Origin of the sequence: Allosphingosinicella sp. (genome assembly GCF_036570505.1) — a bacterium.
Taxonomy (GTDB): domain Bacteria; phylum Pseudomonadota; class Alphaproteobacteria; order Sphingomonadales; family Sphingomonadaceae; genus Allosphingosinicella.
This window is the reverse complement of record NZ_DATCYB010000047.1, coordinates 1-18,629: the sequence shown is the minus strand read 5'-3', so window position 1 is coordinate 18,629 and position 18,629 is coordinate 1. Positions and strand designations below refer to the sequence as shown.

Genomic DNA, 18,629 nt, shown 5'->3' with positions numbered 1-18,629 from the left:
CCGAGCCTTAGTCGAGGTAGGTCCGGAGCGCCATCCAGGCCTCCAGCTTGCGCTCGAAGGAAAGGGTGTAGGTCGGGCTGCTCGATGGGAGTGGGAGGAGGGCAAGGCCGCTCTCTTCCAACATGGGCAGGCCGAGGCGAGCGGAGATGCCGCCATTGAAACCGATGGCGCGCAGGGCGGGAAGGGCGGCGACGAGGTCCGGCAGGGCGTTGGCGCTGTGGTCGCGGATGGCGGCGTCGAGGCTGCCCTGGCGGCGCGCGCTCGCCACCACGTCCCAGAGGCCGACACGGGCGGCGAGCAAAGTCTCCAGCCGGGCCTCGTAGGAGAGGAAGACGAGATCGGTTTCGATGACGGCGCCGATCAGCCGCCAGAACTGGTTTCGCGGATGAGCGTAATATTGTCCGCGCGCCAGCGATTGCGCGCCGGGCAAACTGCCCAGCAGCAGCGCCCGCGTCCGTTCGTCGACGACGGGCGGGAAGGACCGCTTCAACGTATCAGGCGGGAGCGTCACGCGTCTTCAGAACCTTGAAGAGCAGCCACAACGCGGCGGCGAGATAGGCGGGGCCGATCGGTACCCACATGATGGCCCCGGCGAGTTGCTGGTCGGTGAGGAGGTCGAAACGCCACAGAGTGGGGCGGTCGCCGTAAGCGGGGTAGAGCGGAACGGGGGCGAGGCTGAGGATGCCGCCGAGCATGCCGCTATGAAGAAAGGTGATAAAGCTCGCCAATGCTCCGGAGAGTGCGGTGCGTGGTACGCGGCCTGCGCCAAGCACCGCGAACCAGAAGAGGAGGGCGGCGCCGAAGAAGCTCATATGTTCGAGCGTATGGATGAACTCGTTCTCGAGCGCGGCCTCGAAGAGCGGCGGAGCGTGCCACAGCCAGAGGGCGAGGGCGTGGACGACAGTCGCGGGGACGAGGCCGGTGAGGAATATCGCAGTGCGGACGAGCGGACGGCCGACCGGATGGCTCGCCAGCCGGGAGATCGAGCCTTCGGGAAGGGCGAGGCGGAAGGCACTCCCGGGACGGCCAAGCAGGAGTAAAGGCGGCGCGACCGCGACCAGCAGCATGTGCTGGACCATGTGGAAGCTGAGCAGTGTCTCGCCGAGCGCGTCGACAGGAGAGACGAGCGCCAGCACGAGCATCGCGGCGCCGATCGTGAAGGCTAACGCCTCGGCGGGGCGTCGCCGCGTCGGCGAAAGCCGCCTTCGGCCGAGCGCATAGAGCCATAGCGCCAGCATGAGAGGAACGATGATGATCGGATCGAAGACCCAGGCGCTCCAGGCCTCCTCCGGCGGGATGCCGTGATCGGCATGGGCGGCGGCGGTCCCGGTCCAGAAGGCGGCTGTCATCGCCGCCACCACCAGGGGCGGCGTAAGCGCACCGATATTGCGGCCGATCCGTGACACGTCCGCGCTGGCCCCTCTTGCTTCCGATATCCCGCTGCGTGAACCATAGTCCTGTCGGAGGGTTCCTGAACAGGTGAGCGAAGGCGTCTCTCGAAATGCGTGGATTCCGGCTGCTTCGGCGGCGTTGCTGGTCGCGATCCTCGCCGGGTGCGACAGGCCGGAGACTCCCCCTCATCTCAGGATCGCCGGCGCCGACGCGGAGCGAGGGCATGAAGCGATCCTGCGTTACGGCTGCGGCGCCTGCCACCGCGTCCCCGGCATTCCGGGGGCAAAGGGGTTGGTGGGGCCTCCGCTCGATCATTTCGGCGAACGCGCGCTGCTCGCGGGGCAGCTTCCGAATCGTCCGGCGACCTTGATCGCGTGGCTTGTCGATCCGCCCGCGCTGATCCCCGGCACCGGCATGCCGGACATGGGCGTGACGCCCCGCGATGCGCGCGATATCGCCGCCTATCTCTACAGCCTGCAGGCCGACGAGGCGATGATCTGGCCGCCCGAAGTGCCGCCCGATCGCGAACGCTACGACGATCCCGACCGACCCGACTGAGCCCGTGCGTCATGGCGGCGCATCAGCAGCAGCCAGGCCAGGCCCCAGGCTCCGCCGAGCAGGATCAGCGCCAGCAGGTCGAGCAGGCCGAGCTCGGGCGTGCCCGCCGGGCGGAGCAGCCAGCCTATGTGAAGGAGATGCTGGACGAGGATGAGCGCGCTGGCGCCCAGCACGGCCCACCGGCCACGATGGCGCTGGACGAGGAGGAGGATGGCGCCGCCGAGCGTCGCTGCCGCCACGCCAAGCGGGATCCAGCGCGTCCCCTCCATTCGCGCCTCGTACCAGGCGGCTTCGGCCGGTAGATTGCCCGTGAAGGCGGTGAGATATTGGGTGAACCAGAGCCATAAAGTAACCAGCGCGAGTGTCAGCAATGCGCTGGTCAGGCTGCGGTCGTGGAGACGGCCGACACGCTCGCGCTGAAGGGCGTTGGCGAGGAAGGCGAGAGCCAGGGCGGCGGGGAGCTGGCTGACGGCAAAGGCGAAGCCGAACAATGTGCTCCACCAGAACGGCTCGCGCGCCAGCACCCAGTCGAACCCCGCGAGTCCGACGGTGGGACCAAGAAGCATCAGGCCGAGGGCGCTCCAGCGATGACGCTCCGTCTGCCCCATGATCCAGGCGATGGCGGACCAGAGCATGAAATAGCCCAGCGATCGAAGCAGGATGAGGTCCTCCTCGAACCATTCGCCGAGCCTCGGAGAAACGCCGGAAAGCGGCCTGGCGTCGACCCAGGAATGGAAGCCGCCGAAGGCCAGCGGCAGGGCCAGGACGGCGACCAGCGGGATAAGGAGCGCCGCGGGCCGGAGCTCATCGTCCATCGGCGTCACCCAGTTGCGCCCGAGCAGGCGGCCGAGTAGCGAGAGACCCAGGCTCCCCACCGAAAGACCGGCGAGGATGAGGACCGCGAAGAACCAGGCTTCGGGCAGGGAAGCGCTAGTCGCCACGCGCGTCCTCCCGGACCAGGTAATGAGCGATCGCCCAGCGCCGCCGCGGCGGCACCTGCCCGGCAAGCGGCGGCATCATGCCCGTGCCATTGCCGATGATGGCGACGATCCGCTCCGGCGACCGGGTCGTGCGCAGCAGTGCCGGCGGGCGCGGAAAACCTTTCTCGACCACCGGCCCGTCGCCGAGGCCTTTTTTGCCATGGCAGGGCGCGCAATAGCCACCATAGCTGTCGCGCCCCACTGCGAGCAAAGTCGACGTGACGGGCGGACCAGGCGCAGCGAGATTCGCGAGGCGCTCGGTCGTGCCGCGCGGGACGCTGTCCGGCGGAATGGCGGCATGCTGTTCCCGATCCGGCCCGTCTCCGCAGGCGGCGAGCGCGAGCATGAGCACCGGCCACGGCTTCATCGGCCGACCTCGTCGATATGCTCGGGCCCGAGGCTGGCGAGCAGGCGCCGGGTCTCGTCGGGGGAGAAGATGGGATCATCTCCCTCGATCAACAGGAAGAACCTGTCATAGGAGGCGCGGTCGAACTGGCCGATGTCGAACAGGGGGTGATGCCAGCGTGGCAAGCCGCACAGATAGAGCATGCCGACCAGTGTCGCGAGGCCCGACCAGAGAGCTGTGGCAACCAGAACCACCGGCATGAAGGCCGCCCAGCTGTTGAGGGGACGGCCGCCGACATTGAGCGGATAGTCGACGGCGGCGACCCAGTACAGCGTGGCGTAGGTGAGGCCGCCGCCGATCAGGGCGAACACCGCCGCGATCCAGCCGATTGTCCATGTGCCGCCGCCGAGCCGCTTCGTTACTTCGGGCAGCGGGAAGGGCGTGAAGGCGTCGAGCTTGGTATAACCTTCGTCTCGGACGCGCCCGATCGCGGCCACCAGCCTTTCGGGCGTATCGAATCTGGCGATGAATCCCGGCATCAGCTCTTTCCCAGCCCTTCGGCACGTGTCTCGTACAGGCTGACGATAGGCAGTCGGCGCACCGACAGGAGCACCATCAGGGCGAAGAGCCCGATCGTGCCCGCGAGCAGCGAAGCCTCGGCCAGCGTGGGCGAATAGAGGGCGGCGGAGGTCGCCAGATGGCCGCGCTGGAGCCCGGCGACGATGATCGACAGATGATCGAGATAGATACCGGCGAGGACCAGCAGGGCGGCTGCGACGCCGGCGATGGTGCTCCCCCGCAATCTTCTCCACCAGAAAAGCTGCGGCGGCAGCACCGCGAGAACGAGGCCGCTCCAGTAGAACGGCCAGTAGGACCCCGTCATCCGGGTCCACAGAGCGGCGCGAAGCCCTTCCTCGCCCAGCCAGGCGGTGAACCAGCCGGCGGCATGGAGGTAGGCGAGTATCAGCGCGCTGGCGAGAAGCAGCCTGCCGAGGAGATCGATATCGCGTTCGTCGATATGGTGGTGAAGTCCGAGCCGTGTTCTCAGCAGCAGCGCGATCAGCAGCACCATCGCCAGCCCGGACAGGAAGCCGGAGGCGACATAATGAAGCGGCTCGCGAGTCTCGTGCCAGGCGGGGACAAGGCTGCCCACGGTCTCGAACGAGACGATGGTCTGGGCGACGAAGAGGAGCGGGATGAGAGTGAGCGCGACGATGCGGTGGGCGCGCTGGTGTAGCGCCCATTGCCGCGCCGACCCGCGCCAGCCGAGCGCGAACAGGCCATAGAGAAGCTGCCGCCGACGTTTCGTCGCCCGGTCGCGCAACGTCGCGAGGTCGGGGATGAGGCCGACATACCAGAGGAGGGCGATGACGGTGACGTAGATGAGGATGTTCCAGAAATCCCAGGTGAGAGGGCTTCGGAACTGCGGCCAAAGGCCCTGCGCCGTCGGATAGGGGATCATCCAGTAAGCGAGCCAGGGACGCCCCAGGTGGAAGACGGGGAAGATCGCGGCGCAGATGGCGGCGCCGAAGGCGAGGCCGATGGCGAAGCGGTTGATCGCCGTCCTGAGACTGTTGCCGATCAGGACCAGGATGGCGGCGAACAGGGCCGCGCCATTGGCGATGCCGATCCACCAGGCATAGCTGGCAAGATCGAAACCCCAGACATAGGGGATGGTCGTGCCCCAGACGCCGATGCCGGTGAAGGCGGGCCCGCCGAGGCTGTAGAGAAGGAGCAGGACGCCCAGCAGCGACAGACCGATCCCAGCCCACCAGCTTCGCCCGAAACGCTCGGCCAGCGGCGGATCGATGACATGATCGATCGGCGGGTTGTGGACATGCTCAATCACGTCCGCCGCCTTCTTCGCGCCAGATACGTGGTGCGCGGCCTGGTATTGAGATTGCCGAGGAGCGCATAGTTGCGGCCGCTTCGGCGCAGGCGACTGACTTTGCTGTTTGGGTCGTTCAGGTCGCCGAAGGCGATGGCGTCGGTCGGGCAAACCTGCTGGCAGGCGGTATGGACGTCGCTTTCGCGAATGTCGCGCCCTTCCACCGCCGCGTCCGCGCGGGCGGCATTGATGCGCTGGACGCAATAGGTACATTTTTCCATCACGCCCCGGTCGCGCACCGTGACGCGTGGGTTGTTGGCTGGGGCTGGAGTGGCGGGCGCCTTTGACTGGTAATCGAACCAGTTGAAGCGGCGGACCTTGTAGGGGCAGTTGTTCGAGCAGGTACGCGTGCCGATGCAGCGATTGTAGACCATCTGATTGAGGCCCTCGGCCGAATGCACGGTGGCGCCGACCGGGCAGACCACTTCGCACGGCGCCTTCTCGCAATGCATGCAGGGGACGGGCTGGAAGTGCGTCTCCGGCGCTTCGGCCGGTCCTTGATGGTAGCGATCGACACGGATCCAGTGCATCTCGCGCCCGCGCTCGACCTCGTCGGGGCCGACGACCGGTATGTTGTTCTCTGCCTGACAGGCGATGGTGCAGGCGCCGCAGCCGATGCAGGCATCGAGGTCGATGACCATGCCCCAGGCGTGGCCAAGCGACGGAAATTCGGGATAGAGGCTCGGCTGCTCCTCGGGCGCGTCGGCCTCGACCGTCCGTATCGCGCCGGAATCGGCGATGGGCTGGTGCCGTTGGGTGCTGATGAGGCGTCCGTTGCCCGGAACCTTGCGGACCTGAACGTCATGGGCCGCCCAAGGCGTATCGGCTGCGCGCAGACGAAACGCGTTGGTGCCGATCTCCGAGCCCACGCGGCCGGCGGAAGGACGGCCGTAGCCGAGGGACAGCGTAACGACGCCGGGGGCTTGGCCCGGCATCACCCACACGGGCGCCTTCACCGTCGCCCCACGATGGGCGATTTCGACAATGTCGCCGGTCTCGACCTCCAGGCTCGCGGCCGTGGCGGGGGCGATGAGGGCGGCATTGCCCCAGACGAGCTTGGTGAGCGGGCTCGGCAACTCCTGGAGCCAGGCATTGTTGGCGAAGCGGCCATCCCACAGTCGCGCGTCGGGCTGGAAGGTGAGGGTCATGGCGCCGTATTGAATCGGACGAGTGGGGGATGGCGAAACAGGGTCGATCGCCTCTGCCTCGGTGCCGGAAACGACGCCCGCCTCAAGGGCGCGCATCCAATCGGCCTCGGAAAGACCGTTCCATTGTCGCCGCACCAGCGCTCGCCCGTCCGGTCGTTCGCCGGCGAAGAAGGCGAGCAGCTCTATCGTGGAGAGGCCGGGGACAAGCGGGACGGTGGCGGGCTGCTGGAGCCCGACCGTACCGTCATAGGCGCGAAGGTCGCCCCAGCTTTCGAGGACGTGGCGTTGAGGCGCATGCCAGCGGCAGACGCGTGCTGTTTCGTCATGGGAAATTCCGAGATGGAGCGTGGCGGGCACCCTGGCCGCCAGCGTGTCGAAGGCTAGGTCGGCCGGTGCATCATAAGCGGGGTTGCAGTCGAGGATGGCCAGTCGTCGCATCCTTCCTGCCGCCATGGCCGCCACGAGGGCGTCAAGGGGTTCGATCCCTTCGGCAATTCGTACCGGCGCGACGGCGACGATGCCGTTGCCGAAGGCGCCCAGACGTTCGTTGATGCGATAGGCGAGCGCATGCACGGCGGGCGGCTGGTCGCGGCCGGCAATCACCATCGCGCGGCCCGGCGTTCCGGCGAGCGCTTGCACGATGCTCGGCGGTCCCTGGCCCGCCGCAAGCTCGGCAGCCAGCATCTCAATTTCGTGCGGTGCGAGGGGCAGCCGCTCGTCGGCCCGGGCGCTGGTGAGAGTCGGACTCGATTCCACGACGATGAGCCTGGGCCGGGCAGCCTTCCAGTCGCGTGCATAGCGGACCTGGGCGGGACCTGCTCCCAGGAAGTCCGCGCCAAGGCTGAGAACGGTATCGACGTGATCGAAGCGGTAGATCAACTCCGGACTCGCGAGCGGATCGCTGATGGGCGAATAGCTGTGAAAGCGCATCGCCGGATAGCGGGCGCGCAGGCGCTCGATCAGGCCGGCGACGGTAGGAGAGGATGTGGCGCCGATGAGGATATGCGTGCCTTCTCCGCCGTCCGCCGTCATCTCCATACGCTGGGCGGCCAGAAAGCGGCGGAGCGCGCTCCACGGACGCGGCTCGCTCCCTAGCCGGGGCGTGCGCGAGCGGTCCGGATCGTAAATCGACAGGATTTCCGCCTGCATGAAGACATCGGTCGCGCCTAGGCTCGCCGGGTGGAGCGGATTGCCCTCGACCTTGATCGGACGCCCGTCATGCGACTTGACGAGAACGCCCCGGCCATAGCCGTCGAGCCCAAGCGACGTGGCGAAATAAAGGGGCTTGTCGGCGGCTTGTCCCTCCGGACTGCTCGGCTGCGACAGCAGGGGCGGCTTTCGCTGCTCGCAGGCGGTGAGCCCGGCCAGCGCCAGCGATGCGCCCATCAGCCGTATCAGGTCGCGCCGATCCATCGTGCCCATCTGGTGGAGGACGGGAAACTCGGCTTCGAGCAAGGCTTCGATGCGATCGGCCGTCAGTTCCTCGATGCCGCGCCAAAGCGTTCCGGGGGTGTCGCCGCCCATCAGTAGTGACAGGTCGAGCAGTCGGTGAGACGGGGACTGGCGAAGGCGATATCCTCGGCCGCCAAAGCCTTTGATCCGTCACTCCCGCGAAAGCGGGAGTCCCGCTGTTCTTGCCTTGCCTCGAAAAGAGGAGAAGCGGGATTGACCTGCGGTCGTCTTCGGCTCCCGCTTTCGCGGGTATGACCGAGAGAGAAGAGCGCCTCTATCCGCTTCCTCTGCCGGCGCTCCCCTACCTGCCGGTGACAATCGAGGCACCAGGCCATCGACATGGGCTCGGCCTTTTCGGTCTTCACCATGGTCGCGACGTCGCCGTGGCAGGCGGCACAGGCGACGCCCGAGGCGGCATGGGCGCCGTGGTGGAAGCGGGTGTGTCCGGGCAGGCGATAGAGCGACTTCCATTCGATCGGCTGGTCGAGCTCGATGCTGGTGAAGAGCGGTCGGAGCGCCTCGACGCCGCGCCAGACTTGCGAATGGCAGACGAGGCACGTGCTCGCCGACGGCATTCCGGCGGCCGCTTCGTGCTCCGCGCCGGTGTGGCAGAAGCCGCAATCGAGCCCGAGCTCGCTGACATGGATATCGTGGCGAAAGCCGATCGGCTGGTCGGCCGTCCCGCCGACGCCCCAATGGGCGCTGGAACGGAACTGATAGAATCCGAGTGCCAGGAGGACGATGAACAGGACCGGCAAGGCCAGGAGCAGTCGCCTGAGGCGCCGGTCCGTTCGTGCAGAGAAGATCTGCGCCATACCTCGCCCATCGCCGTCAGCTCCCGATTCCCAACGAAGACATTCCGGAGGCGTTCCGCTCGCTCACGAAACGGCTGTGGAACGGCCCGGCAGGGCATCGGTTGAACACGGCGGAGCCAGAGGGAGGCGAGCTTGCCGGTCAGGATGTCGTGCGGATGAGCGGGAAGGGGCTTCCCCCGGTGCTCGACACGGCCGGCCCGCAGGCAGACCCGATCGCGACCCTGAGCTGGGTTCTCATCGTCGGCGGGGGGGTGATCCTCCTCATCATCCTCGTCGCGCTCGGCATCGCCCTGTTCGGCGGCGCGTGGCGACGCAAGTTTGCGGGGGAGAGGATGGTGATCATCGGCGGCATTCTGTTTCCCGTCGTCACCCTTACCGGCCTGCTTACCTACGGCCTTGGCCTCACCGCTGGCCTCGTCGGGACCGAGGACGCCGACCCCGTCCGCATCCATGTGACGGGCGAACAATGGTGGTGGCGCGTCGAATATCTGGAGCCGGCGCGCTTCACTTCGGCCAACGAGATCGTGATTCCGGTCGGCCGGCCCGCGCTGATCGACCTCGCTTCAGACAATGTCATCCACAGTTTCTGGGTGCCGGAGCTGGCAGGCAAGCTCGACATGATCCCCGGCAAGACGAACCGCATCCGCCTCCTCGCCGAGGAACCCGGCGTCTATTTCGGCGCCTGCGCCGAATATTGCGGCGGCCCCCACGCGCTGATGCTGTTCCGGGTGCGCGCCCTGCCACCGGCCGATTATGCGCGCTGGGTGCGGCGGGAGTCGGGGTCAGCCATGCCGCCCTCGGAGTCGCTCGCCGCCGAGGGCGCGGCGCTGTTCCAGACCTTGGGCTGCGGTGGCTGTCACCAGGTGCGCGGTACTCGCTCGCGTGGCCTTGCCGGCCCCGACCTCACCCATGTCGCCTCGCGCCTGCACCTCGGAGCCGGAATCCTCCCCAACAACAAAGGAACGCTGGGAGGCTGGGTCGCCAACCCGCAGCGCCTGAAGCCCGGCGTGAAGATGCCCGCTTATTCCGCCCTCTCCGCCCGCGAACTGAGGGCCCTCGTCACGTACATGGACGGTCTCGAATGACCGAAGAAGAAGCCGCCTTTCACGCCGCCGCGAAAAACCTTCCCGACCCGCGACCGCGGCCGGAGGAGGAACTGAAGATATTGGAGGAGGTATGGCGCCAGCCCACCGGCTGGAGGCTGCCGACGGCGGTCAACAACAATATCGTGGGCTCCGCCTATGTCGGGGCGGCTTTGCTCTTCTTCGTGCTGGCGGGGTGCCTCGCGCTGCTGATGCGCAGCCAGCTGGCGACGCCGATGGCGGAGATCGTCGGGCAGGAGACCTACAACCAGCTTTTCACCATGCACGGCACGGTGATGATGTTCCTCTTCGCCGTGCCGGCGGTGGAGGCGATGGGCGTCCTTCTCCTCCCCCAGATGCTGGCGGCGAGGGACCTGCCGTTCCCGCGGCTTTCGGCCTTTGCCTTCTGGGCCTATCTGGTCGGCGGGCTCGTTTTCTTCACGACCATCTTTTTCGGCGCGTCGCCGGACGGCGGCTGGTTCATGTATCCGCCGCTCACCAGCTACGTCTATTCGCCAGGCTCGAACGCCGACTGGTGGCTGCTCGGCATCGGCTTCATAGAGATTTCCGCCATCGCCGGCGCCATCGAGATCGTCGTCGGCGTGCTCAAGACCCGCTCGCCGGGCATGAGCCTCGACAAGCTGCCCTTGTTCGGCTGGGCGATGCTGGTCTTCGCCGGCATGATCATCGTCGGCTTTCCGGCGATCATCCTCGGCACCATTTTGCTGGAACTGGAACGCGCCTTCCACTGGCCCTTCTTCGTCGCGGAAAAAGGCGGCGATCCCTTGCTGTGGCAGCACCTCTTCTGGTTCTTCGGCCATCCGGAGGTCTACATCATCTTCATCCCCGCCGCCGGGTTCATGTCGATGATCGTGCCGGTGGTCGCGCGGGCGCGGCTGGTGGGCTACCGGCTGGTGGTGGCGGCCTTGGTGGCGACGGGCTTCATCAGCTTCGGCCTGTGGGTCCACCACATGTTCACCACCGGCCTTCCGCCCATCTCGACCGGCTTCTTCTCGGCCGCGTCGATGGCGGTCTCCATTCCGGCGGGCATCCAGGTCTTCGCCTGGATCGCCACGATCATGGCGGGGGAGCGGGCGCGTTGGAACGTGCCGACGCTTTTCACCGTCGGCTTCCTCATCATCTTCACCATGGGCGGGCTCACGGGCGTGATGGTGGCGATGGTGCCGTTCGATTGGCAGGCGCACGACACCTATTTCGTCGTCGCCCACCTCCATTACGTCCTCATCGGCGGCATGGTTTTCCCGCTGTTCGCGGCCATTTACTATTGGGTGCCGATGGTGAGCCGCTTCGCCTTGTCGGAGCGGCTCGGCAAATGGGTGTTCTGGCTGATGTTCACCGGCATGCACCTCACCTTCCTGCCGATGCACTGGACCGGCTTCGCGGGGATGCCGCGCCGCGTTTATACCTATCTGCCGAACATGGGTTTCGACGGCTTCAACCTCCTGTCGTCGATTGGCGCCTTCACCATCGGCGCGGGCGTGGCGCTGTTTGTGTTCGACATGGCGCGTAAATTCCGCATGACCCAGGAGGAGAATGCCGGCAACGTCTATGGCGGCGGCACCCTCGAATGGCTCCCGAACGGCTCCTACGCCGCCCGCAGCATTCCCATCGTCAAGAGCCGCGAGCCGCTGTGGGACAATCCGGAGCTCGGCGACCAGGTCGAGCAAGGGCAGTGGTTCCTTCCCGGCGCGCCCACGCACCGACGCGAGACGATCGTCACCTCGCCGCTTAAGGCCATCCCGCAATATCTCGTCATTATCCCCGGCCCAAGCTGGTGGCATGTTATCGCCGCCGCCTTCACTGCCGCCTTGTTCCTGTCGCTGACCGTCAAGCTGACGCTCCCCGCCGCCCTATTCGGCGTCATCGCCATCGGCGCCATGCTGCGCTGGGCATGGGAGCTGGACAAGGGACCGGACCACGAGCCCGTCGACGTCGGCGGTGGTCTCAAGCTCCCGGTCTACATGCTCGGCAACCGTAGCCACGCCATCTGGGCGGTGTGGGTGCTGATCGTCGTCATAGGCATGATCTTCGCCTGCATGGTGTTCAGCTATCTCTACCTCTGGAGCGTCCAGCCGGACCGCTGGCCGCCGGCGGGCACGACGCTGCCGAGCCCGCTCCATACCGGCACGACGCTGCTCCTGCTCGCCGCCAGCGGTGGCCTGCTGACCGTGGCCGACTGGATGCTCACGAGAGCGCGGGGCAAGGCGATCGTCCTGACGCCTTTTCTCGGTGCGCTGATGTTCCTCATCCTCGCCATTGCGGGCGACATCTGGCAGTGGTCCGCGACGGGTCTGAGGCCCGGCGAGAGCAGCTATGGCGCGAGCGTCTTCACCTTGGGCTTCCTGAACAGCCTCAATCTGTTCACCGTCGCGCTGATGGTGCTTTTCGTCACGGCGCGCCTCCTCGTCGGGCGCACCGATCCGGTTCGGCGGCTGAGCTTCGACACGACCCGGCTGCTCTGGCTCTACACGATCGGCCAGACGGCGGTGAGCGTGGTTTTCGCTCATGGCTTTCCCCGGCTGGTGTCCTGACATGGCGCGGCGAAGTCTTCCGACCCTGGCGAAATGGGCCGTGCTGCTGGGCGGGCCGCTGATCTGGTCGGCCCATCTCGGCTTCGTCTATGCCGTCGCCACGGTCGCGATCACCCTGACCGGCGAGGCGGGACTCGTCTCGCGTGTCCTGATCGGCCTCGCGACCTTGGTCTGTCTCGCCGCGACGGCCTGGATCGGATGGAGCCTTTGGGCGGGGCGCCTGCCGCGCTGGGAGACGCCGCAGAGGGACCTCATCGGCCTCTGGCGCAAGGCCGGCGCGCTGCTCTGCCTGCTCTCGTTCCTGGCCGTGCTGTGGCAGGGGCTGCCGGCGATCCTCATTCCCCAGCAGCCGGCTAGCCACGACGACTTGTTCGGCGGAACCGCCCCACCGGGTCCGCGTTCGCGCTGAGGGAAATGCAGGCTTCCGGACCAGCGGCTGCGAGGGCCCCCGGCCGCTTCGAAGATGACTGGCTGGGTGCTCCTGCCGCGCCGGTGGGCCAGTTTCGACCTGCCCCGCAGGAACCTTCGTGAGGCAATGGCGTCCAACGTCTGGGAGATCGCCATGAACCATATCCGCCCCCGGCGTGCGGCCCGAATCGCCGATCATCCGCCATCGTTTTCTGGCGGGCGCTCTATGCGTTCCGGGCAGCGGCTTCGGTCTACGACGCTCGCGTTGCGCGGACACGATCTTCTTCGGAATGGGGTCGGAGTTTCCGGCCGCGACGGGTGAGCGCGAGCGCGGCACGCGGGGAGGAATCGCACCGGAAGGATCTGGCTCCTTCGATCGGCGACTATGCGATTATCGGCGATTGCCGATCGGCTGCCCTCGTGTCGAACGCCGGATCGATCGACTGGCTGTGTCTGCCGAATTTCTCCGGCCCGAGCGTCTTCGCATCGATACTGGATCCGGAACGCGGCGGGCGGTTCTCGATCACGCCGCGAGGCCAGTTTTCGACGACACGGCGTTACGCAGGTACGACCGCCATCCTCGAGACGACTTTCGAGACGGCGGAAGGAACGGCACGGCTGACCGACGGGATGATCCTCGGGCGATCCGCCCGGAATTTCGAGCCGATGCGCGAAATCATCCGCGTCGTGGAGGGCCTCGACGGCACGGTTCTTTTCGACCTGGCCTTCGAACCCCGACCAAATTACGCGCGGACTCCGGGGCGGACGTTCGCCCGCGGCCGCGATTGGGTCTGCACCTGGGGAAACGAGATCATCCGGCTTCGATCCGAGCGCGAGCTTCAGCCGCGCGGCGGCGGGGTCGGCGCGGAACTTGAAATCAAGGCGGGTGAAAAGCTGTATTTCTCGCTCTCTTACGAGACGGGAGACATCGCCATTCTCCTGCCCCTAGGAGAGGACGCGTTCGATCGGCTGCGCCGTACGTCCGGCTGGTGGGAGGAATGGGCGAACGATTGCCGCTGCGACGGACCCTATCGGGACGCGGTGCTCCGGAGCGGGGTCACCCTGAAGCTGCTGACCTTCGCGCTTTCGGGCGCCGTGGTCGCCGCTCCGACGACGTCGCTGCCGGAATGGATCGGCGGAAGCCGGAACTGGGATTACCGTTATTGCTGGCTGCGGGACGCGGCGCTGACGATGCGCGCATTCACCGGCCTCGGCCGGCAACGGGAAGCCGCGGCGTTCCTTCGATGGCTGTTGCACGCGACGGCGCTAACGCAGCCGCGCCTCGGTGTCGTCTACGATGTTTTCGGACGCGCGAATCTATCGGAATGGGAGGTGGAGAATCTATCGGGCTATCGCGCTTCGAAACCCGTGCGCGTGGGCAACGCGGCCCATAAGCAGATGCAGCTCGACGTTTATGGCGCCGTCGTCACCGCGGCGGCGGAGTTCGTCGCGGCTGGCGGGTCGTTGCAGCACGATCAAAAGAAGCTCCTCGCGGGTTTCGGGCGAATGGTCTGCGACTATTGGCGGGAGCCGGATCATGGCATCTGGGAAATCAGGGATCGCAAGCGCCACTATACCTTTTCCAAGCTGATGTGCTGGGTCGCTCTCGACCGCCTGCTCGAGATCGATCCAATTGAGGGCCTGGGCATCCCGCGAAACCGGTTCGAAGAGGAGCGTTCGGCCATCGCGGAAGCGATCGAGGCGCGGGGGTTCAATGGCGACTTGGCCGCCTACGTCGGTGAGCTGGATGGAGACCGCATGGATGCCTCGCTGCTCCTCATGCCTTGCCTCGGTTATGGCAATCCCGAGGATGCGAGGATGCGGACTACGTTCGAGAGAATCGAGGCGCGCCTCGGGCGGGACGGACTCTTCTATCGATACGAACCCCAGTTCGACGCCGTCGCAGCACCCGAAGGGGCGTTCGGTATTTGCAGCTTCTGGGCGATCGAGAACCTGGCGCGCCGCGGCGATTTGGGTCGAGCCGAGCGCCTGTTCGAAGGGATGCTGGGCCACGCCAACGACGTCGGCCTGTTCGCGGAGGAGATCGATCCCGAAAACGGCGAGGCTCTCGGCAATTTCCCCCAAGCCTTCACACATATCGGCCTCATCAATGCGGCGGTGGCGATAGGCAAAGCGCGCAAGGAGCGCGGCGATGGCGCTGTCTGACCTGCCGGGCATTTTGGAGATGGTCCTGTGGGGCGCGCTCGCCACGGCGGCGATGACGGGCATGATGCAAGGCGCGTTGGGCCTGGGTCTGTCGCGTCTCAGCATCCCGTTCATGGTCGGTGCGATGTTCAGCGGGAACAGGCGCATGGCGACGGTGGTTGGCGTGGCCCTCTACATCCTGGGCGGCTGGGCCTTTGCGTTCCTGTATTTCCTCATGCTGACCAGCCTGAACCTGCTGACCTGGTGGGCCGGCGGCCTGCTCGGGCTGGTGCACGGGCTAGTGCTGCTCGTCGCCGCGCTGCCCCTCTTTCCTCTGATCCATCCTCGCATGGCTTCGGACTTCGACGCGCCGATCGCGAGGCCGGTGCTGGAGCCACCCGGCTTCCTGGCTCTGAATTATGGCAGCGGAACGCCACTGGCCATGCTGGCGGCGCAGGGCGTTTATGGCATCCTGATCGGCGGTCTTCCCCAGCTCCGGTCCGTTTTCTCCTGATTCTTCGTTCAGCCGGCCGCGTCTCGCTTCAGTATGAAGCCCAGGCAGGCGCCGGCGGCGACGGTGGCGATGGATGCGGCGATCGTCCCGCGATGGCGGTTAAGCAACATCTGGGTGCTGCGGTCGTGGGCGACGTCGTCGAACCGGCCATGGGCGGCGAAATCGCCCGGTACCGGCTCGAATAGATTGTCCTTGCGATCGGGCGAGACCTCAGCCTTGGCGGATTGCCCCTCCACACCGGTTTCGGCCAAGTATTCGTCGAGCAGGAAAGAGGCGGCTTCGTCGCCTAGGATGGCTTCCACCGTCGTCGATCCGACCCAGATCTCCTTGCGGTTGGAATGGGCCGCAAAATGGATCGCCCGCGCCGCGACCTCGGGCTGGTAGATCTTGCCGACCGGCCGGGGCTTCTTGCCCATGTGCGTGCGCGCCCAATCGAACTGGGGGGTGTTGAGCGCGGGAAGCTGGACCATGCACATCCTGACCTTGCTGTCCTGATGGTCGAGCTCGGGCCGAACCGAATCGAGGAAGCCCTGGACGGCGTGCTTGGCGCCGCAATAGGCCGACTGGAGCGGGATGCCGCGATAGGCGAGGGCGGAGCCGACCAGCACGATCATGCCGCTGTCGCGCGGCAGCATGCGCTTCAGCGCCGCACGGGCGCCGTGGACCTGCCCCATATAGGTGACGTCGGTGACGCGGACGAACTCCTCCGGCGCTATCTTCATGAACGGGGAGAAGATGCCCGCGAAGGCGTTGTTGACCCAGATATCGATCGGCCCCAGCTCGGTCTCAATCCGCTCCGCCGCCGCCTCCACCGCCCCTCCGTCGGCGACATCGACCGAGATACCGACCGTCCGGCCCCCCATCGCCTCGACCTCCGCGCAAGCAGCATCGATCCGCGCCTTTCCGCGCGCCAGCACCGCCACGTCCGCGCCGTGGCGCGCGAACTCCCGCACGGTGGCCCGGCCCACCCCGGCCGACCCTCCCGTCACCACCACGATCTCGCCCCGCTTGAGCCCGGCCATCACATTCTCCGTTCTTCCGGTTCTCCGAACGGGAGGATGCCAATGCCGGTTCCCCGCCCCGCAGCGCCGGGGAACCTTTGCCCGATCCGATCATCCAATCGATAAAGGCAGGACGGAGACAGTCGTGGGTGAAACAACCGCCATATCGGGGCCGGATTTTTCGGAGGGCGTAGGGCTTGCCGACATTCCCCTCCAAGGCACGCTGAGCGGAAGAGTGAAGGATGAGGCCGTGCTCCTGTCCCGGATCGACGGCGAGCTCTTCGCGATAGGCGGCACCTGCACCCATTATGGCGGCCAGCTCGCGTCCGGCCTGGTGGCAGGCGAGACCGTTCGTTGCCCCCTGCACCATGCCTGCTTCAATCTGCGTACCGGAGCGGTGCTTCGCTCGCCTGCCCTGGAGCCGCTCGACCGATGGCGGGTGGAGGTCGAGGGCCCCCTCGTCTTCGTGCGGGAGAGGGACCAGGCGCCGGAGCCGACGGAAGCCGTGGCGGCGCCGTCCGACGTGCGCTCGATCGTCCTCGTCGGCGGCGGCGGAGCCGCCTTCTCCTGCGCTCATTCGCTCCGCCGCCTGGGCTATGACGGCCGAATGACGGTGGTCAGCCAGGACGGCGATCCGCCCTGCGACCGCCCGAACCTCTCCAAGGACTATCTTGCCGGCACCGCGCCGGAGGCATGGATACCGCTGCGCGACGAAGCCTATTATCGCGACCAGTCGATCGACCTGCGGCTCGGCATCGAGATACGGGCGATCGATGCGGCTCGGCGCACGGCGATTTCCGGCTCCGGCGAAGCGTTTCCCTTCGACCGGCTGCTGCTGGCGACGGGGTCCGAACCGGTCACGCTCGCCGCGCCGGGTTTCGATCGTCCCAACGTCCATACGCTGCGTTCGCTGGCGGACGCCCGCCGGATCATCGCGCAGGCGCAGTCAGGTGCGCGCGCCGTGGTCATCGGCTCGAGCTTCATCGGCCTCGAAGCCGCGGCCGCTCTCCGCGCGCGCGGCGTCGAAGTCGCCGTCATATCGAACGACGTGATTCCCTTCGCACGGACGTTCGGTCCCGAAGTGGGCGGCTTCCTCCAGAAGCTGCATGAAGAAAACGGCGTCCTCTTCCATCTCGCCCGGACGGCGTTCGAGTTCGACGGCCGCACCCTGACGCTCGACAACGGCGACACGCTCGAAGCCGACTTGATCGTCGTCGGCATCGGCGTGCGGCCGCGGACGTCGCTGGCGAAGTCCGCCAATATTTCGGTGGAAGACGGCCTCCTGGTTAACGAATATCTGGAGACAAGCGTGCCCGGCATCTACGCCGCCGGCGACATCGCCCGTTATCCGGATGCGCGCTCCGGCCGGCCTGTCCGCGTCGAGCATTGGGTGACAGCCCTCGAGCAGGGGCGGATCGCCGCCGCCAACATGCTCGGTCTCGGCAGACGTTTTACCCATCTGCCCTTCTTCTGGAGCGAGCAGTATGGCGTCGCGATACGCTATGTCGGCCACGCCCTCCGGTGGGACGAAATCCGCATCGACGGGGACGTCCAGAGCGGTGCCTTCACGGCGCGCTATTTCGAGGCCGGCGAGCTCCGCGCCTCCGCCTCCATCGGGAGGGACCGGGAAAACCTGGAGGACGAGCTCCTCCTTGAAAGCGTCTCCCAATGCTCGGAGGACAAGACCTGTCGTGGAAACGAATGACGCCCTCATGAGCCCCGACGAGCTGCTGGCCGCGCTCAACGATTTGCTCGAAGCCGAGCGCGCCGGGGTGAAGGTCGCGCTCGCCGGCAGGAAGGCCGCCGAAACGGAGACGATGGGCGCCTTTATGACCGGGCTCCGCGACGATGAGGCGCGCTGGTGCGCCATGCTTGCCGGCCAGATCAAAAGGCTCGGCGGCTCGCCGTCCGGCGCGTGCGGCGCCTTCTACGACAAGGTCATGGCGCTCGACGAGCCGGTCGAACGACTGGCCCTGCTGAATCGCGGCCAGGGCTGGGTCGTCCGCAAGCTCGACGCGATGATTCCGCGCGTAAAGGATGAGGTGCTCCGCGCGGACCTGCGCGAGATGGCGGACAGCCATGTCGAGAACATAGCCGAGACGGACCAGCTCATTCTCGAAATTCGGAGCGGAGGGGACTGAGCCGAGCGTCGCTCCGAAGGATATCAGTCGACCTTCGGCAGCGTTTCGAACTGGTGGAAGGACGGCGGCGAGGACAGGGTCCATTCCAAGGTCGTCGCGCCTTCGCCCCAGGGATTGGCCGGAGCCTTCTTGCCGGCGGCCAGCGACCAGATGACGTTGATGAAGAAGAACGCCATGCCGACGGCCATGATCATATAGCCGTAGCTC

Annotated in this window: 17 protein-coding genes and 1 pseudogene; 8 read left to right on the top strand and 10 right to left on the bottom strand. The window is 66.7% G+C overall.

What is annotated here, in order from left to right; genetic code table 11:
* Positions 1–7 precede the first annotated feature (7 nt).
* Both VIR62_RS04290 and VIR62_RS04285 read right to left on the bottom strand, forming a co-directional pair.
* Complete coding sequence (locus tag VIR62_RS04290) at positions 8–511, bottom strand: DNA-deoxyinosine glycosylase (RefSeq protein ID WP_431868988.1); 504 nt, start codon at positions 509–511, stop codon at positions 8–10.
* A complete protein-coding gene (locus VIR62_RS04285; RefSeq protein ID WP_431868986.1) occupies positions 495–1,406 on the bottom strand; it encodes a cytochrome c oxidase assembly protein in 912 nt (303 codons plus the stop codon). Before VIR62_RS04285 ends, VIR62_RS04290 begins: the two co-directional genes overlap by 17 nt.
* Positions 1,407–1,479: 73 nt before the next feature.
* On the opposite strand from VIR62_RS04285, the gene VIR62_RS04280 reads away from it, so the two are divergent.
* Positions 1,480–1,950: a c-type cytochrome gene (locus VIR62_RS04280; protein ID WP_431868985.1), complete on the top strand. Its 471-nt coding sequence runs from the start codon at positions 1,480–1,482 to the stop codon at positions 1,948–1,950.
* On the opposite strand, the gene VIR62_RS04275 is transcribed toward VIR62_RS04280, so the two are convergent.
* Genes VIR62_RS04275 through VIR62_RS04250 form a run of 6 tightly spaced genes read right to left on the bottom strand, consistent with a single transcriptional unit; the run spans position 1,923 to position 8,579 of the window.
* Positions 1,923–2,891, bottom strand: coding sequence for a hypothetical protein (locus tag VIR62_RS04275; RefSeq protein WP_431868983.1), 969 nt, complete (start codon positions 2,889–2,891; stop codon positions 1,923–1,925). The genes VIR62_RS04280 and VIR62_RS04275 overlap by 28 nt on opposite strands.
* Positions 2,881–3,297, bottom strand: coding sequence for a c-type cytochrome (locus VIR62_RS04270; RefSeq protein WP_431868981.1), 417 nt, complete (start codon positions 3,295–3,297; stop codon positions 2,881–2,883). Before VIR62_RS04270 ends, VIR62_RS04275 begins: the two co-directional genes overlap by 11 nt.
* Positions 3,294–3,815: a DUF3341 domain-containing protein gene (locus VIR62_RS04265; protein WP_431868979.1), complete on the bottom strand. Its 522-nt coding sequence runs from the start codon at positions 3,813–3,815 to the stop codon at positions 3,294–3,296. Before VIR62_RS04265 ends, VIR62_RS04270 begins: the two co-directional genes overlap by 4 nt.
* On the bottom strand, positions 3,815–5,125 hold the full coding sequence (gene nrfD / locus VIR62_RS04260) for an NrfD/PsrC family molybdoenzyme membrane anchor subunit (protein WP_431868977.1): 1,311 nt from the start codon (positions 5,123–5,125) through the stop codon (positions 3,815–3,817). The genes VIR62_RS04265 and nrfD overlap by 1 nt, the downstream gene beginning before the upstream one ends.
* Positions 5,122–7,836 (bottom strand): Fe-S-cluster-containing hydrogenase, encoded by a 2,715-nt coding sequence (locus VIR62_RS04255; RefSeq protein ID WP_431868975.1) that lies wholly within the window; start codon positions 7,834–7,836, stop codon positions 5,122–5,124. The genes nrfD and VIR62_RS04255 overlap by 4 nt, the downstream gene beginning before the upstream one ends.
* Positions 7,836–8,579 (bottom strand): cytochrome c3 family protein, encoded by a 744-nt coding sequence (locus VIR62_RS04250; protein ID WP_431868974.1) that lies wholly within the window; start codon positions 8,577–8,579, stop codon positions 7,836–7,838. The genes VIR62_RS04255 and VIR62_RS04250 overlap by 1 nt, the downstream gene beginning before the upstream one ends.
* A 155-nt stretch (positions 8,580–8,734) precedes the next feature.
* On the opposite strand from VIR62_RS04250, the gene VIR62_RS04245 reads away from it, so the two are divergent.
* From VIR62_RS04245 to VIR62_RS04225, 5 genes are all read left to right on the top strand, one after another.
* A complete protein-coding gene (locus VIR62_RS04245) occupies positions 8,735–9,664 on the top strand; it encodes a cytochrome c oxidase subunit II (protein ID WP_431868971.1) in 930 nt (309 codons plus the stop codon).
* Positions 9,661–12,213, top strand: coding sequence for a cbb3-type cytochrome c oxidase subunit I (locus VIR62_RS04240; protein ID WP_431868970.1), 2,553 nt, complete (start codon positions 9,661–9,663; stop codon positions 12,211–12,213). The genes VIR62_RS04245 and VIR62_RS04240 overlap by 4 nt, the downstream gene beginning before the upstream one ends.
* Position 12,214: 1 nt before the next feature.
* Positions 12,215–12,622, top strand: a complete 408-nt coding sequence (locus VIR62_RS04235; RefSeq protein ID WP_431868968.1) for a hypothetical protein — start codon at positions 12,215–12,217, stop codon at positions 12,620–12,622.
* A gap of 317 nt (positions 12,623–12,939) precedes the next feature.
* Positions 12,940–14,787, top strand: coding sequence for a glycoside hydrolase family 15 protein (locus VIR62_RS04230; protein WP_431868967.1), 1,848 nt, complete (start codon positions 12,940–12,942; stop codon positions 14,785–14,787).
* Positions 14,774–15,280: a hypothetical protein gene (locus tag VIR62_RS04225; protein WP_431868966.1), complete on the top strand. Its 507-nt coding sequence runs from the start codon at positions 14,774–14,776 to the stop codon at positions 15,278–15,280. Before VIR62_RS04230 ends, VIR62_RS04225 begins: the two co-directional genes overlap by 14 nt.
* An 8-nt stretch (positions 15,281–15,288) precedes the next feature.
* On the opposite strand, the gene VIR62_RS04220 is transcribed toward VIR62_RS04225, so the two are convergent.
* Positions 15,289–16,302 carry an SDR family oxidoreductase gene (locus VIR62_RS04220; protein ID WP_431868965.1) on the bottom strand — a complete coding sequence of 338 codons (1,014 nt, stop codon included), beginning with the start codon at positions 16,300–16,302 and terminating at the stop codon, positions 15,289–15,291.
* Positions 16,303–16,426: 124 nt separating this feature from the next.
* Between VIR62_RS04220 and VIR62_RS04215 the strand changes: the two genes are divergently transcribed.
* Positions 16,427–17,986 (top strand): FAD-dependent oxidoreductase, encoded by a 1,560-nt coding sequence (locus VIR62_RS04215; RefSeq protein WP_431868963.1) that lies wholly within the window; start codon positions 16,427–16,429, stop codon positions 17,984–17,986.
* Positions 17,973–18,422 (top strand): DUF6306 domain-containing protein, encoded by a 450-nt coding sequence (locus tag VIR62_RS04210; protein WP_431868961.1) that lies wholly within the window; start codon positions 17,973–17,975, stop codon positions 18,420–18,422. The genes VIR62_RS04215 and VIR62_RS04210 overlap by 14 nt, the downstream gene beginning before the upstream one ends.
* 23 nt (positions 18,423–18,445) lie before the next feature.
* Here the strand turns inward: VIR62_RS04210 and VIR62_RS04205 are convergent.
* Positions 18,446–18,629: pseudogene (locus VIR62_RS04205) on the bottom strand (cytochrome c oxidase subunit I); the annotation flags it as partial.

Coding starts and splice junctions, on each gene's coding strand:
- VIR62_RS04270 (WP_431868981.1), bottom strand. CDS start 3,297: ATGAAGCCGTGGCCGGTGCTCATGCTCGCGCTCGCCGCCTGCGGAGAC.
- VIR62_RS04265 (WP_431868979.1), bottom strand. CDS start 3,815: ATGCCGGGATTCATCGCCAGATTCGATACGCCCGAAAGGCTGGTGGCC.
- VIR62_RS04255 (WP_431868975.1), bottom strand. CDS start 7,836: ATGGGCGGCGACACCCCCGGAACGCTTTGGCGCGGCATCGAGGAACTG.
- VIR62_RS04250 (WP_431868974.1), bottom strand. CDS start 8,579: ATGGCGCAGATCTTCTCTGCACGAACGGACCGGCGCCTCAGGCGACTG.
- VIR62_RS04245 (WP_431868971.1), top strand. CDS start 8,735: ATGAGCGGGAAGGGGCTTCCCCCGGTGCTCGACACGGCCGGCCCGCAG.
- VIR62_RS04240 (WP_431868970.1), top strand. CDS start 9,661: ATGACCGAAGAAGAAGCCGCCTTTCACGCCGCCGCGAAAAACCTTCCC.
- VIR62_RS04235 (WP_431868968.1), top strand. CDS start 12,215: ATGGCGCGGCGAAGTCTTCCGACCCTGGCGAAATGGGCCGTGCTGCTG.
- VIR62_RS04225 (WP_431868966.1), top strand. CDS start 14,774: ATGGCGCTGTCTGACCTGCCGGGCATTTTGGAGATGGTCCTGTGGGGC.
- VIR62_RS04220 (WP_431868965.1), bottom strand. CDS start 16,302: ATGGCCGGGCTCAAGCGGGGCGAGATCGTGGTGGTGACGGGAGGGTCG.